This is a genomic window from Streptomyces sp. NPDC002623 (genome assembly GCF_053592635.1).
Map to the genome: position 1 here is coordinate 1 of NZ_JBSFWB010000035.1, position 12,762 is coordinate 12,762.

Below are 12,762 nucleotides of genomic sequence, written 5' to 3' on the forward strand. Positions count from 1 at the left end.
CAGCGACATCCGCACCATGGCGGAGATGGTCGAGAAGACCGGCCAGGGCGAGATCTTCAAGGCGCAGGACACCGAGGCTCGGGCCGGCCGGCCGACGGGTCCGGGGTCGGATCCGGAGGACGGTCCGGTGGCGGCCGGGCCGGCTACCGGGCTTGACGACATGTCACTTCACTCCCTGCCGCTGGGCGATCTGCTTGGCCTGGCTGACAGCGTCCTTCCAGGCCGTGTCGGGGTCCTTGCCCTTGGCCTCGATGCTGGTGAGCTCGCTGTAGAAGGGAGCCGAGACCGCCGCGTCGGCCGGGGCCTCGTAGGCGGCGGGGATCTTCTCGGCCGCCGGTCCGAAGATCTCGATGGTCTTCTGGCCGCCGAAGAAGGCGTCGCCGCCGGTCAGCGCGGGCAGTTTGTAGGCGGCCGGGGCGGTCGGGAACAGGGCCGCGTCGGTGAAGCCGCGGGCCTGGTTCTCGGGGCTGAGGATCCAGCTGATGATCTTGAAGGCCTCTTCGGGGTTTCCGCTGGTCGCGGGGATGGCCAGGAAGGACCCGCCGAGGTTGGACGGCCCGCCCGGCAGGCTCGCCACCCGCCACTTGCCCTTGGTGCCCGGGGCGGCGTTGCTGATGTCCAGCGCGTGCCAGGCGGCGCCGATCTCGGTGCCCAGGGTGCCGGCGCCGATCGCCGCGTTCCACGTGTTGTCGTTGATCTTGGCGTCGATGCCGAGGGTGTAGGGCTTCACCGCGGTGGTCCAGGCGGTGCGGATGTGGTCCTGGTCGCCGATGAACTTGCCGTCCTCGTCGATGAACCGGGTGGTTCCCTGGCCGACGACCATGGTGAAGACCGAGCCGATGTTGTTGACGAGGTAGGTCTTGGGCACGGCCTTGTGCAGCTCGACGCCGGCCTTGAAGTAGTCCTCCCAGGTGGCGAGTTGCGCGGAGACCTGGGCGGGGTCGGTGGGCAGTCCGGCCTGCGCGAAGAGGTCCTCGCGGTAGAAGGTGGCGCAGGGGCCGATGTCGATCGGGAAGCCGATGAGCTTGCCGTCCTGGGTGGTGGCCTGCTTCAGCTTCCACGACAGGTACTGCGGGACCAGCTTGTCCGCGCCGACGGTCTTCAGATCGACGAAGCGGTCGGCGTTGGGCAGGAAGGAGGCGATGTCCTCGCCCTTGATCCCGGTGATGTCCGGGGCGGACTGTGCCGCCCGCAGGCCGGTGAGCAGCTTGGTCTTGAAGTCGCCGCCGACCACGGAGGTCTTGAGGCTGATCTCGGAGAAGTGCGTCTTGGCGTCCGCGACGACCTTGTCGCTCAGGCCGCCGGCCCAGTACCAGAGGCTCAGGTTCTTGCTGTCCTTGCTGCCGCTCGACCCGGAGCCGCCGCACGCTGCGGTGGCGCCGGCCGCGGCGGCCGTCAGTACGGCGGCCTGGAGGAATCGTCTGCGGGAAAGGTCCACGGTCTTCTCCTAGTTTTCGGCATGTCAAAGAGGGGCCTGGGGCGCTGCGGGGACCGAGTGGCCGAAGGGCATCGGCGTGGTGTGAACCCTTCGGCCACCCGGGGCTTGTGACCTGGTCCTCTCAGACGGTGCCGATGCGTCCATGGCGGCGTAATGCGCCGTTCATCCGCTTCGGCCGACCGGAGTGGGGTCCGGAACTGGCTCCGAATTACGCAAGAGAGTGCACCCGGTGCGCAGGTTTGACAAGGGTCAAGCACGTATCGAGACATTCATGCGTGACTTTGCTTGAGTTTGGCGAGTTCGCGAGTATGGTCTGCCGCATGCTCCCTGACCGAAGACATCAGCTGATCCTGCGTGTCCTGCGCGCGGACGGGCCCACCTCGGCGGTCTCGCTGGCCGTGAAGGTCGGGGCCAGCCAGGCCACCATCCGGCGCGACCTCGTGCAGCTGGAGGAGGAGGGCCTGCTCAAACGCGTCTACGGGGGCGCCGCGCCCGTGCTGGGCGAGGACGACCCGTTCGCCGACGTGGCCGCCGTCCGGGTCGAGGCGAAGGACGCCCTGGCCGCCTGGTGCGCAAACCTCGTCATGGACGGCGAGACGGTCCTGCTCGACATCGGCACCACGGCCCACCGGGTGGCCCGTCATCTGCACGGCCGGTCCCTCACCGTGATCACCAGCAATCTCGCCGTCTACGAGGAGCTCCAGGACGACAAGGACGTCCAGCTGATCCTGTTGGGCGGGGTGGTCCGGCGCGACTACCGCTCGCTGGTCGGCTTCCTCACCGAGGACAACCTGCGGCAGATCCACGCCGACCGGCTGTTCCTCGGCACCAGCGGGGTCCGCCCCGACGGGCAGGTGCTGGACACCACCGCCGTCGAGGTGCCCGTCAAGCGGGCGATGATCGCCGCGAGCGCCCAGGTGGTGCTGGTGGCGGACGCCGGGAAGTTCCCGGGCACCGGCATGGCCCGGGTGTGCGGTCCGGAGGAGCTGGACGTCGTGGTGACCAACGCCCCCGGGGACGAGAAGACCTGTAATCGACTGCGTGAGGCGGGAGTTGAGGTGGTCGAAGTATGAGACTCACGATCCTGGGCGGCGGCGGTTTCCGGGTGCCGCTGGTCTATCGCGCGCTGTTGGGCGACCGCGGCCCGGGGCGCGTCACCGAGGTGACCCTGTACGACCTCGACGCCTCCCGGCTGACCACCATCCACAAGGTCCTCGCCGACCAGGCCGCCGGGCACCCCGACGCCCCCGTCGTCACCGTGACCACGGACCTGGACGAGGCGGTGACCGGCGCCGACTTCGTGTTCTCGGCCATCCGCGTCGGCGGGCTCGGCGGACGCGCCGCCGACGAGCGGATCGCCCTGGAGGAAGGCGTCCTGGGCCAGGAGACCGTCGGCGCGGGCGGCATCTCCTACGGGCTGCGCACGGTCCCGGTGGCGGTGGAGATCGCCCGCCGGGTCGCGGCCCTGGCGCCCGACGCCTGGGTCATCAACTTCACCAACCCCGCCGGCATGGTCACCCAGGCCATGACGGCCCATCTCGGCGACCGTGTGATCGGCATCTGCGACTCCCCGGTGGGTCTCGGCCGCCGGGCGGCCGGCGCGATCGGCGCCGACCCGGCCCGCGTCCGCCTGGACTACGTCGGGCTCAACCACCTGGGCTGGCTGTGCGGTCTGTACGCCGACGGCCGGGACCTGCTGCCGGCGCTGTTCGCGGACGAGGCGGCCCTGACCTCCTTCGAGGAGGGCAAGCTCTTCGGCGCCGACCTGCTGCGCACGCTCGGGGCGCTGCCCAACGAATACCTGCACTACTACTACTTCAACCGCGAGTCGGTCGGCTCCGCTATGGCCGCCGAACAGACCCGGGGCGCGTTCCTCCACTCCCAGCAGCAGCACTTCTACGACTCCCTGGGCACGGCCGAGGGATCGCCGCCGGCCGCGCGGGCCGCCTGGAACGCCTGGGACGCCACCCGGCTGGAGCGCGAGATCACGTACATGGCCGAGAACCGGGACGCCGTCGGCATGGGCGAACGCGACTCCTGCGACCTGGAGTCCGGCGGCTACGAGCAGGTGGCCCTCGCCCTGATGCGGGCCATCGCCCTGGACGAGCGCGTCTCCCTGATCCTCAACGTCCGGGGCCGCGGCCGGATCGACGTCCTCGATGACGACGACGTCGTCGAGGTCCCCTGTCATGTGGACGCCAACGGCGCCCGGCCCATCGCCGGAGCCCCGCTGCCCGACCACGGCAAGGGCCTGGTGTGCGCGGTCAAGGCCGTCGAGCACGCCGTCATCCACGCCGCCGCCACCGGTGAGCGCGCCCACGCGGTCAAGGCGCTGACCATCCACCCGCTGATCGACTCGTACGCCGTCGCGAAGCGGCTGCTCGACGCCTACCAGCGCCACTTCCCCGAACTCGGCTATCTGGGCCGCTGACCTTCCTCCGGGACGCCGTCCGGGTGCTCGAAGGCGTCGAGCGGCGGGACCGGGCGCGGGCCGGAGCCCGGACGCCAGCCCAGGTCCAGCTTGCGCAGGCCGACGCCGTCCGGCGCCCAGATGTGGCAGCTGTCGAGCACCCCGGCCGTGGCGCGGGGACCGTTCGCCGGCTCGCCCGCGGCACGGCGTCGCGCGTTGGCCGACATGGCGGACTGCACCACGGCAGGTCCGAGCACCCGGGCCAGCTCATAGAGGTGGGAGCAGCCCGAGACGCCGCGGAAGCGCTGCTGGACGGCCCGGTTGTATCCGGCGGCCACGCTGAGCCCGACCAGGCCGTCGAAGGCCGGCGCGATGAGCGGGCACTCGGCGTGCGGGAAGGTCCGCAGGTCCGCCGCGGCGGCCGTGATCACCATGTCCGTGCGACGGACGCGCACGGCCAGCGTCATCCGGTGGACCGCACCGGCCGGTCCCTGCGCCCACGGCCGCTCGTCGCACAGCTCCGCCTCGACCGAGATCTCCTCGCCGTCCTCCTCCCGGGCGGTGACGGTGATCGTCCGGCGGTGCAGCGGGGGTTCGGCGGGGGTCATGACGCGGTCGCCTCCGGTGCAGCCTGCGGCTCGTCCTGAAGTTCGTCCTGCGGTTCGGTCTGCGGTTCGGTCTGCGGTTCGTTCTGCGGTTCGTTCTGCGGTTCGTTCTGCGGTTCGGTCGCGTGCTCGCCCAGTCCCGCGAACTCGGGCGGCCTGCGCTCGATGAAGCTGCGCACGCCCTCGCGGTAGTCGGGGGCGCGCTTGGCCGTGGCCAGGAGGGCGGCCGCGTGGTCGCGGGCTTCGGTGAAGGTCCTGGCCTGGTCGTCGGCGAGCTGCCGTTTGATGAGCGACATCGCGTACGGGCTGGCCGAGCGGGCCAGTTCGCTCGCGTAGGCGAGTGCCGCCGGGAGGAGTTCCGCCGGCTCGACCAGTCGGTTGACCAGGCCCATCGCCAGGGCCTCGGCACCGGTGATCCGGCGTGAGGACAGCAGCAGATCGCTGGCGGCGCCATGGCCGACCAGCCGGGGCAGGAGCCAGGACACGCCGTCCTCGGCGACCAGCCCGCGTGCGCTGAACGCGGCGGCGAACTTGGCGTGCGGCACGGCGAACCGGACGTCGCACATCAGCGCCTGGTTGAACCCGATGCCCGCACAGGCGCCGTTGATCGCCGCGACGACGGGCTTCGGGAAGGACATCGGGCGGGTGCGCGGCGGCAGCCGATCGGTGGGCCACGGGCGGGCGCCGGACGAGGCTCCGTCCAGCACGCTCATGTCCATGCCCGGGCAGAAGCTGCGCCCGGCGCCGGTGAGCACCACGGCCCGCACCCGTGGATCGGCCTCGGCGCGGTCGAACAGCTCGTTGTAGAGCAGCTCCGTCTCCAGCGTCCAGGCGTTGTGCCGCTCGGGCCGGTTCAGGGTGAGCAGCATGACGCCGTCGTCGGTGAGTTCGGTGAGGATCACCGGGGTCGGCGGGGCCACCGGGGCCATCGGGGTCGGGTTCTCGGTCATCGAGGTCTCTCCCACCAGCCTAATAGGTAGATGAATCACCTGTATACCAGAAGCCTCGCCGAAGTCCCGCCAAGGGAAGATCCACCCATCCCTTGACCTGGTACCCTCGATGCACTAAGACGATTCATTTTGCTATTTGAGGAGCCCACCGTGGCCGAGGCAGCCCGCGCAAGCGAAACGGCGACCGTGCCCGTCCCCGCCCGCAGCCGCGTCGGGCGTCAGGTGCGGGTGCCGAAGACCGCCGAACTGGTCGCCGCGCATCTGCGCCGCCAGATCGTCCGGGGCGAGCTGCAGCCCGGCGACGCACTGCCGCCCGAGTCGGGCCTGATGGAGCAGTTCGGGATCTCCCGGCCGACCCTGCGCGAGGCGTTCCGGGTGCTGGAGTCGGAGTCCCTGATCACGGTCCGCCGCGGCGCCCACGGCGGCGCCCGGGTGAGCGCGCCCGACGCGGAGGTCGCCGCCCGCTTCGCCGGCCTGATCCTCGAGTACCGCGGCGCCACCCTGGGCGACCTCTACCGCGCGGCCGCCATGATCGAGCCGCCCTGCGCCCGCCAGCTCGCGGCGAAGAACACGCCGGACGACATCAAGCGGCTGCGTGCCGCGGTGGCCGCCGAGAAGACCGTCCTGGACGACCCGCTCGCGCTGGTCGAGGCCCAGGACGCCTTCCACGCGCTGCTGGTCGAGCTCACCGGCAACCAGACCCTGATCCTGCTGTGCAGCATGGTGCGCACCATCATCGACCGCGCCAACGCCTCGTACACCGCGGCCGCCACGGACGCCGAGACGCAGAAGGCGCAGGCCCTGAAGGGGCACCGGGCGCATGTGCGACTCGTCGGACTGATCGAGTCCGGCAAGGCGGACGAGGCGGAGAAGCTGTGGCAGCGGCACATCTCCAGCGCCGACGACGTCGTGAACGCGGCGGGCCCCAAGACGGTGCTCGAACTCCTCGACTGAGCCGACCCCGGCTCCGCCTGCCGACACCGCCCGCCGTCACCCCCTTGCCTCAGCGAAACAGTTAGATAATTATAGGAGGCGTACCGATTAGCTCTGGGGTCCGGAGGCGACGGCCATGGCCGAACAGCGCAAGCGCATCTTCGACTGCGACCAGCACATGTACGAGGAGCGGGACTCCTTCACCCGCTACCTTCCCAAGGAGTTCCTCGGGGCGGCTGTCGCGCCGGTGACGCTGCCGGACGGGCGGGAGGTGATTCTCGCCGGGGACCGGATCGTCGTATGCCTGGAGCCGGAGTTCGGCCAGGTGTACCGCCCGGGTTCGCTGAAGGAGATGCTCAAGGCGATGGCCTCGGGCAACCCCGAGGAGACGTACCGGTTCGAGCCGATGCACGAGGCGTACCAGAACCGCGACGCCCGGCTGCGGGTCATGGACGAGCAGGGACTGGACCAGACGATCATGTACCCGGGCGGCTGGGCTCTGGTCGCCGAGGAGTATGTGAAGGGCGTCGAGCCGCTCTACGCCAACTACCACTCGTTCAACCGGTACATGAACGAGGTGTGGGGCTTCGACCACCAGAGCCGCATCTACGCCCCCGCACTACTCTCGCTGCGCGATCTGCCCAGCGCCGTCAAGGAGTTGGAGTACGTCCTGGAGCAGGGCGCCCGCTTCATCCTGCTGCCCACCGGGCCGGTGTACGGCCGCTCGCCGGGCGACCCGTACTTCGACCCGTTCTGGAAACTGGTCAACGAGGCCAAGGCCAGCGTCTGTTACCACATCAGCGAGTTCTACTACAACTCGCAGGTGGCGCCCTCGTGGGGCTTCGACCCCCACCCCATCCACTTCCGGATGTCGGCGTGGCAGTGGCAGAACACCTACGGCCAGCGGCCCATCGAGGAGACGCTCTCCGCGCTCATCTTCGACAACCTCTTCGGCCGCTTCCCCGACATCAACGTCCTGGTGTCCGAGTTCGGCGCCGAGTGGGTGCCGCACTTCGTGCGCCACATGGACAAGAGCCGGGGCATGGGCCGCAACGGCCCCTGGATCGGCGGGCAGTTGGAGGAGCGGCCCAGCCAGGTCTTCCGCAAGCACATCCGCGTGGTGCCCTACCCCGAGGACGACACCGTGGCCCTGGTCAAGCGTCTCGGCTACCACGAGTCCATCGTCATGGGCTCCGACTTCCCGCACGCGGAGGGCCTGGCCGACCCGGCCGACTTCCGCAAGCTGATCTCGGAGCTGGACGAGTCGGTCCAGGACGACATCATGTACCACAACGCTCAGCAGCTGATCAGCCGCTGAGCGCCATGGAACCTCGCCTGGCGGCGGGCCCGGTCCGGCTCTAGGGCCTGTCCGGTCGATCAAGTCGCAGGAAAGCGACGGTGCCGAATCAGCACCGGTGAGCGGGGTGATGGGGGTCCCCCCGCTCGAGCGCAGTCGAGAGTGGGGGAGCGTGCAGCTGCAAGGCGGAGGAGGGCGTCGACGCGGAGCGTCGGCAACCGACGACAACGCAGCAGATGTGCGTGCCACACCCCGCGTCTGCGGCATGATCGGCCGGACAGGCCCTAGCGGACCAGGCCCGCCGCCAGGTTCGCCATGTCGGCGATGAACGCGGTGCCGTGCGGCGAGTGGTCGTAGCCGGCCAGCGGGTAGCCGTTGCTCAGACAGGCGAAGGACAGGCCTGACTCCGGGTCCATGAAGCCGAGTTGGTAGGCCGCGCCGGCGCTGCCGAACAGCGCCGGCGACCCGGTCGACGGCAGACCGCTGCCCGCGTCGGGGCCCGCCACGGTCACGAACAGCCCCATGCTGGTGCGCCGGCTGCCGCCCCCGCCGTAGATCTGCTCGCCGCGCGGGTGCTCGGTCAGCCTGATCCGCCGCCCCTCCGCCACCGCCTCCGGCTTCCACAGGCCCGAGTGCTCCAGCGCCTGGAAGTAGAGCGCGACGTCGGCGGCCGTGCCGACGAGCGCGTGGCTGGGCTCGCCGGCCGCGAGGACGCGCGGGTCGGACAGGTACCAGGGGCCCCACGGGTCCGGCTCCTGGTCGTCATCGGTGCGGTCCGTCGCGAGCATCGGGGCGACGGTGGCCGACTGCCGGTCCTCCGGGACGCCCAGCTCGATCGACGACAGGCCGAGGGGCCGGGCGATCCGCTCGTGCAGATAGTCGGCGAAGGCCAGACCCGTGCGCCGCTCGACGATCTCGGCGATCAGCCAGGCCGCCGAGGTGAGGTGGAACTGGAAGCGGCTGCCCGGTGGGCAGTCGAGCCGCCAGCGCCCGAAGGCGGCGAGCCGCTGCTCACGGTCGAGCATCTTGGGGTACCCGAGAGGCGCGAACGGGAAGCCGGCGGTGTGCGTGAGCACCTGCTCGACCGTCACCGCCTCCTTCCCGTTGGGCGCGAACTCCGGGATGATCGCGGCGACTTGCTCCCCCACGTCCAGGAGCCCGTCGCCGATCAGCTTCCACACCGCGCCCGCGACGATCGACCGTCCGACGGACTGGAGGACGTACCGGGTGCCGGGACCGGCGTCGCCGTAGGTCTCGAAGGCCGCCAACCGCCCTTCATGAGCGACGGCGACCTGCGCGGACGGCAGGGGACCCTGCTCGACCTCCCGGCGGATCCGGCTCAGCAGGGTGTCGAGGCGGACCGGGTCGACCGTGTCAGGCACGTGTTCCTCCTTCGTGCGGCTCCCGCAGCCGACTGCGGACGAGCTTGCCGTTGGCGTTGCGCGGCAGTTCGTCCACGAACCACCAGCGGACGGGGACCTTGAACCCGGACAGCCGGGCGCGGGTATGACTTCTGAGCGCCGTCGGCTGCGGCGGGGCGTCGGGATCGGCCGGGACGACGAAGGCGACGACGGTCTGTCCGAGCCGTTCGTCGGGCATGCCCGTCACCGCCGCGTCCGCCACCGCGGGATGTGCGGCGAGGACCGTCTCCACCTCCAGCGGATGGACGTTCTCACCGCCGCGGATGATCATGTCGGTGCGCCGGCCGAGGAGGTAGAGGTAGCCGTCGTCCGCGATCCGGCCCAGGTCTCCGCTGTGCAGCCAGCCCTCGGCGTCGATCCGGAAGAAATGGTCGGCGCGGGCGTGGATCTCGCCGATGCCGTCGGGCCCGGGATCGTCGACCCTGACCTCGACCCCGGGAGCGGGCCGCCCCACCGAGCGCAGCAGTTCGGTGCGTCCGGCGACCGCCTCCCGGTGGTCCTCGGGGGTGAGCACGCTGATCGGGGAGCCCTCGGTCTGGCCGAACATGTTGAGCATACGGACGCCGGGCATGGCCTCGTACGTCCGTCGCAGGGTGCCCGGGCGGACGGGCGCGCCGCCGTACTGGAGGACCCGCAGCGTTTCGTGGCGGGCCTCGCCGGCGGCCAGGAGGGTCTCCAGCATCGCCGGGACCATGCTGGTGTGCGTGGCCCCGAGGCACCGCAGCAGGGCCCAGCCCTCGACGGTGAAGCGGGGCAGGCCGGTGATCAGCGCGCCCGCGGCGAGCGCGACGGCGATGTTGCCGAGGCCCGCGATGTGGTGGAAGGGGGCGCTGCCGCCGTAGAAGCTGTCGGCGTCGAGCGCGCACAGCTCGCCGTTGACGCGGGCGCGGGCGGCCAGGCGTCGTTGGGTCATGGGGACGGGCTTGGGCCGTCCGGTGGTACCGGAGGTGTGCAGGACGGCGGCGAGTTCGTTGGGGTCGGCGGTCAACTCCCGTTCCGTGGCCGCCAGTTCGGGGACGACCGCGACCCTGCGGCCGGAGAGCTCGGCGACCTGTCTGCCGAGCTCGGCGAACTCGGGCTGCACGAGCAGGACTTGACCCCGTGTCTCCTGGACCACGGCGGCGATCTCGTACGCGGTCATCCGGACGCCCAGCGGGGCGAGCGGACGGCCGGACCCGGCGCCGCCGACGACGAGCGCCAGGGCTTCGGCGGAGGTGGCGACCAGCGCCGGGACCGGTGCGCCGGGCTCCAGCCCGAGCGTGTCCAGCCAGTCGGCCGCGCCGCCGGCCCGGTCGAGGAGTTCGCGACCGGTCCAGGTCAGGTCGCCGAACCGGGCGGCGGGTCGGGCGTGGTCGTAGGCCCGGCTCACCATGGCGGTCCAGGTGGCCACCTCGTCACTGCTCCAGGCGGGCCGCCGCGGTGCCGCTGACCACCTCGACGCCGTTCTGGTTGACCGCGGTGAGGGAGAAGCGGGCGACCGCTCCGGACTGCGAATCCTCCACCGACTCCACGGACTCGACCGACTCGACGGTCACCGTGGCGGTGAGGGTGTCGCCGGGCCAGACCTGGGCCTTGAAGCGCACGCCGTAGCTGAGCAGGGCCTCGATGCCGACCCAGTCGGTGAGCACGCGTCCGGCCATGCCCATCGTCATCATCCCGTGGGCGAAGACGCCCGGATATCCGGCGACCTCGGTGGCGAACACCTCGTCGGTGTGCACGGGGTTGTAGTCGCCGCCGGCGCCCGCGTACTGGACGATCCGGGTGCGCTTGAGGTCGTCGACGAGCACGCGCTCGCGGCTCTCCCCGACCTTGACGTCGTCGATGTGCAGGGTCATCGGCCCTCGTCCTTCCTGGTGACCGGCCCCTCGGGCACGACGGCCACCTGACGGGCCGTGACGACCGGTTCGCCGGCCGCGTCCCGGTACTCGGTGATCCGCTCGCTGAACAGCAGTCGTCCGCTGCGGCCCCGCTTCTCCCAGCTCCCGCCCGGTACGACGTGGGCGTACAGCGTCTCGCCCACGCGCACCGGACGGTGGTACTCGTAGTGCTGCTCGGCGTGCAGGCCCCCGCCCCACTCCGGCATCACCCCCGGTGCACGACCGGAGCCGAACCACTCCTGTCCGGCCCCCGGCCGCATCCGGTAGTCCGGGTCGTACTGGGCGCTCGCGATGGTGAAGGTCGGCGGGGCGAACTCCGCGTACGAGGGGTTCTCGTCGCCGATGGCGCGGGCGAACATCATGATGTGCCCCGCCTCGACGGGGAACGGTTGCGCTGTCATCTCGTCAACTCCTCGGTCAGTACGGCAGGAACGCGTCGCGGGTGGCCTCTTCGGGATCGAAGTCCGGCGGCAGGCCCTCGAACTCGGGCTCGCGCTTCTCGACGAAGCTCGCCACGCCCTCGCGGAAGTCCGGTGAGCCCGCGAAGAACTCCATCGCGGAGTAGGAGCGGGCCAGGGCGTCGGTGAAGGGGCGGTCGAGGTCGCCGTACACCTGGTGGCGTACGACGGCCATGGCGCGCGGTGAGCAGTTGCGGGCGATGTCACGGGCGTAGGCGCGGGCGGAGTCCAGCAGGTCCGCCGGTTCCACGACCCGGCTGACGAGACCGAGGGCCTTCGCCTCGTCGGCGTCGAAGACGCGGCCGGACAGCAGCAGGTCGAGCGCGTTCTCCAGGCCGACCACGCGGGGCAGCACGTACGGCAGGTTGTACTCGCCGGCCAGGCCGCGGCGGGTGAACGCGGTGGTGAAGCGGGCCCCGCGGGCGGCGAACCGGACGTCGCAGACGAGGGCCTGGACCAGGCCGATGCCCGCGCACGCGCCGTTGACGGCGGCGATCAGCGGCTTCGGCATGTTCCGCTTGCTGTACATGGGCACGCGGGCCTGTAGGTTCAGGGACTGGCCGGGCTGCGCGTTCCGCTCCAGGCGCTGGACGTCCATCCCGGGGCAGAAGGCCCGGCCCGCGCCCGTGACGATCACGACCCGGACGGCCGGGTCCTGCGCGGCCTCGTCGAGCAGCGCGAAGTAGCGGCGCTCCATGGGCAGGCTCCAGGCGTTCTTGCGCTCGGGCCGGTTGAGGGTGACCGTGGCGACGCCGTCCTCGTCGACCTCGTACAGCACCAGGTCGTCGTCAGCGTCCTTGCCGGGCTCATCGGGCATCGCGTCACTCCTCCGTCAGCGGTTCGATGGGGTCGCCGACACCGGCCCGTTCCCCGGAGATGCTCACCACGACCTGCCCACGGGCACAGATACGGCCGTCGGCCATCACGTCGACGTCGGCGAAGTGCAGTCTGCGGCCCCGCCGCAGGCAACGGGCGTAGGCAACGGCCTCCTGGCCCCGGGCGAGCGCGAGGTACTGCACCGACATCGACACGGTGCTGAGCAGACTCCCCTTGGTGAAGTCGTGCCCGGAGATCACGGCTCCCGCGCCCGCGGTGTCGATGAGCGCCGAGATCACCCCGCCGTGGAAGACGCCCTCGTGGGCGGAGAGGGTCTCGGTGTAGGGGAGTGCGATCTCGACTCCGTCCGGGTCCCAACGCGTCACGCGCAGGCGGCAGAAGCGGTTGAAGGCGACCCCGCGCTCCCAGCGGGCCCGGAACCACTCGCGGCGTTCGCGCTGTTCCTGGTCGGTGAGGGTCCTCGCCGCGACGGTCATCCGCGCACCTTCCGGTCTCTGCCTCGCTACCCAGGTCCATATAGTTACATGATTCAGCGC

The 12,762-nt window shown here is 71.0% G+C and carries 13 protein-coding genes; 4 read left to right on the forward strand and 9 right to left on the reverse strand.

All coding sequences use genetic code 11. The annotated features are described in order from the left end of the window. Positions 1 to 163 precede the first annotated feature (163 nt). On the reverse strand, positions 164 to 1,438 hold the full coding sequence (locus tag ACWD4O_RS39585) for an extracellular solute-binding protein (RefSeq protein ID WP_451287804.1): 1,275 nt from the start codon (positions 1,436 to 1,438) through the stop codon (positions 164 to 166). Positions 1,439 to 1,758: 320 nt separating this feature from the next. On the opposite strand from ACWD4O_RS39585, the gene ACWD4O_RS39590 reads away from it, so the two are divergent. Both ACWD4O_RS39590 and ACWD4O_RS39595 read left to right on the forward strand, forming a co-directional pair. Next, on the forward strand, positions 1,759 to 2,511 hold the full coding sequence (locus ACWD4O_RS39590; RefSeq protein WP_451287806.1) for a DeoR/GlpR family DNA-binding transcription regulator: 753 nt from the start codon (positions 1,759 to 1,761) through the stop codon (positions 2,509 to 2,511). Continuing rightward, the gene (locus ACWD4O_RS39595; protein ID WP_451287808.1) at positions 2,508 to 3,869 is read left to right on the forward strand and encodes a 6-phospho-beta-glucosidase; all 1,362 of its coding nucleotides are present in this window, start codon (positions 2,508 to 2,510) and stop codon (positions 3,867 to 3,869) included. Before ACWD4O_RS39590 ends, ACWD4O_RS39595 begins: the two co-directional genes overlap by 4 nt. On the opposite strand, the gene ACWD4O_RS39600 is transcribed toward ACWD4O_RS39595, so the two are convergent. Together ACWD4O_RS39600 and ACWD4O_RS39605 are read right to left on the reverse strand one after the other, a co-directional pair. Beyond that, a complete protein-coding gene (locus ACWD4O_RS39600) occupies positions 3,854 to 4,456 on the reverse strand; it encodes a DUF2889 domain-containing protein (RefSeq protein WP_451287810.1) in 603 nt (200 codons plus the stop codon). The genes ACWD4O_RS39595 and ACWD4O_RS39600 overlap by 16 nt on opposite strands. After that, positions 4,453 to 5,403 (reverse strand): enoyl-CoA hydratase-related protein, encoded by a 951-nt coding sequence (locus tag ACWD4O_RS39605; protein WP_451287812.1) that lies wholly within the window; start codon positions 5,401 to 5,403, stop codon positions 4,453 to 4,455. Before ACWD4O_RS39605 ends, ACWD4O_RS39600 begins: the two co-directional genes overlap by 4 nt. 150 nt (positions 5,404 to 5,553) lie before the next feature. On the opposite strand from ACWD4O_RS39605, the gene ACWD4O_RS39610 reads away from it, so the two are divergent. Together ACWD4O_RS39610 and ACWD4O_RS39615 are read left to right on the forward strand one after the other, a co-directional pair. Then, positions 5,554 to 6,357: a FadR/GntR family transcriptional regulator gene (locus tag ACWD4O_RS39610; protein ID WP_451287814.1), complete on the forward strand. Its 804-nt coding sequence runs from the start codon at positions 5,554 to 5,556 to the stop codon at positions 6,355 to 6,357. Positions 6,358 to 6,472: 115 nt separating this feature from the next. Beyond that, the gene (locus ACWD4O_RS39615; protein WP_451287816.1) at positions 6,473 to 7,654 is read left to right on the forward strand and encodes an amidohydrolase family protein; all 1,182 of its coding nucleotides are present in this window, start codon (positions 6,473 to 6,475) and stop codon (positions 7,652 to 7,654) included. A gap of 263 nt (positions 7,655 to 7,917) precedes the next feature. Here ACWD4O_RS39615 and ACWD4O_RS39620 read toward each other — a convergent pair whose 3' ends face one another. Genes ACWD4O_RS39620 through ACWD4O_RS39645 form a run of 6 tightly spaced genes read right to left on the reverse strand, consistent with a single transcriptional unit; the run spans position 7,918 to position 12,702 of the window. Beyond that, complete coding sequence (locus ACWD4O_RS39620; RefSeq protein ID WP_451287818.1) at positions 7,918 to 9,015, reverse strand: serine hydrolase domain-containing protein; 1,098 nt, start codon at positions 9,013 to 9,015, stop codon at positions 7,918 to 7,920. Next, on the reverse strand, positions 9,008 to 10,444 hold the full coding sequence (locus ACWD4O_RS39625; protein WP_451287820.1) for a class I adenylate-forming enzyme family protein: 1,437 nt from the start codon (positions 10,442 to 10,444) through the stop codon (positions 9,008 to 9,010). The genes ACWD4O_RS39620 and ACWD4O_RS39625 overlap by 8 nt, the downstream gene beginning before the upstream one ends. Positions 10,445 to 10,448: 4 nt before the next feature. Beyond that, entirely contained in the window at positions 10,449 to 10,889 is a 441-nt protein-coding gene (locus tag ACWD4O_RS39630; protein ID WP_451287822.1) for a MaoC/PaaZ C-terminal domain-containing protein, read from the reverse strand. Next, on the reverse strand, positions 10,886 to 11,332 hold the full coding sequence (locus ACWD4O_RS39635) for an FAS1-like dehydratase domain-containing protein (protein ID WP_451287824.1): 447 nt from the start codon (positions 11,330 to 11,332) through the stop codon (positions 10,886 to 10,888). Before ACWD4O_RS39635 ends, ACWD4O_RS39630 begins: the two co-directional genes overlap by 4 nt. Before the next feature lie 16 nt (positions 11,333 to 11,348). Beyond that, complete coding sequence (locus ACWD4O_RS39640) at positions 11,349 to 12,206, reverse strand: enoyl-CoA hydratase-related protein (RefSeq protein WP_451287826.1); 858 nt, start codon at positions 12,204 to 12,206, stop codon at positions 11,349 to 11,351. A gap of 4 nt (positions 12,207 to 12,210) precedes the next feature. Then, complete coding sequence (locus ACWD4O_RS39645) at positions 12,211 to 12,702, reverse strand: PaaI family thioesterase (RefSeq protein ID WP_351912218.1); 492 nt, start codon at positions 12,700 to 12,702, stop codon at positions 12,211 to 12,213. Positions 12,703 to 12,762 lie beyond the last annotated feature (60 nt).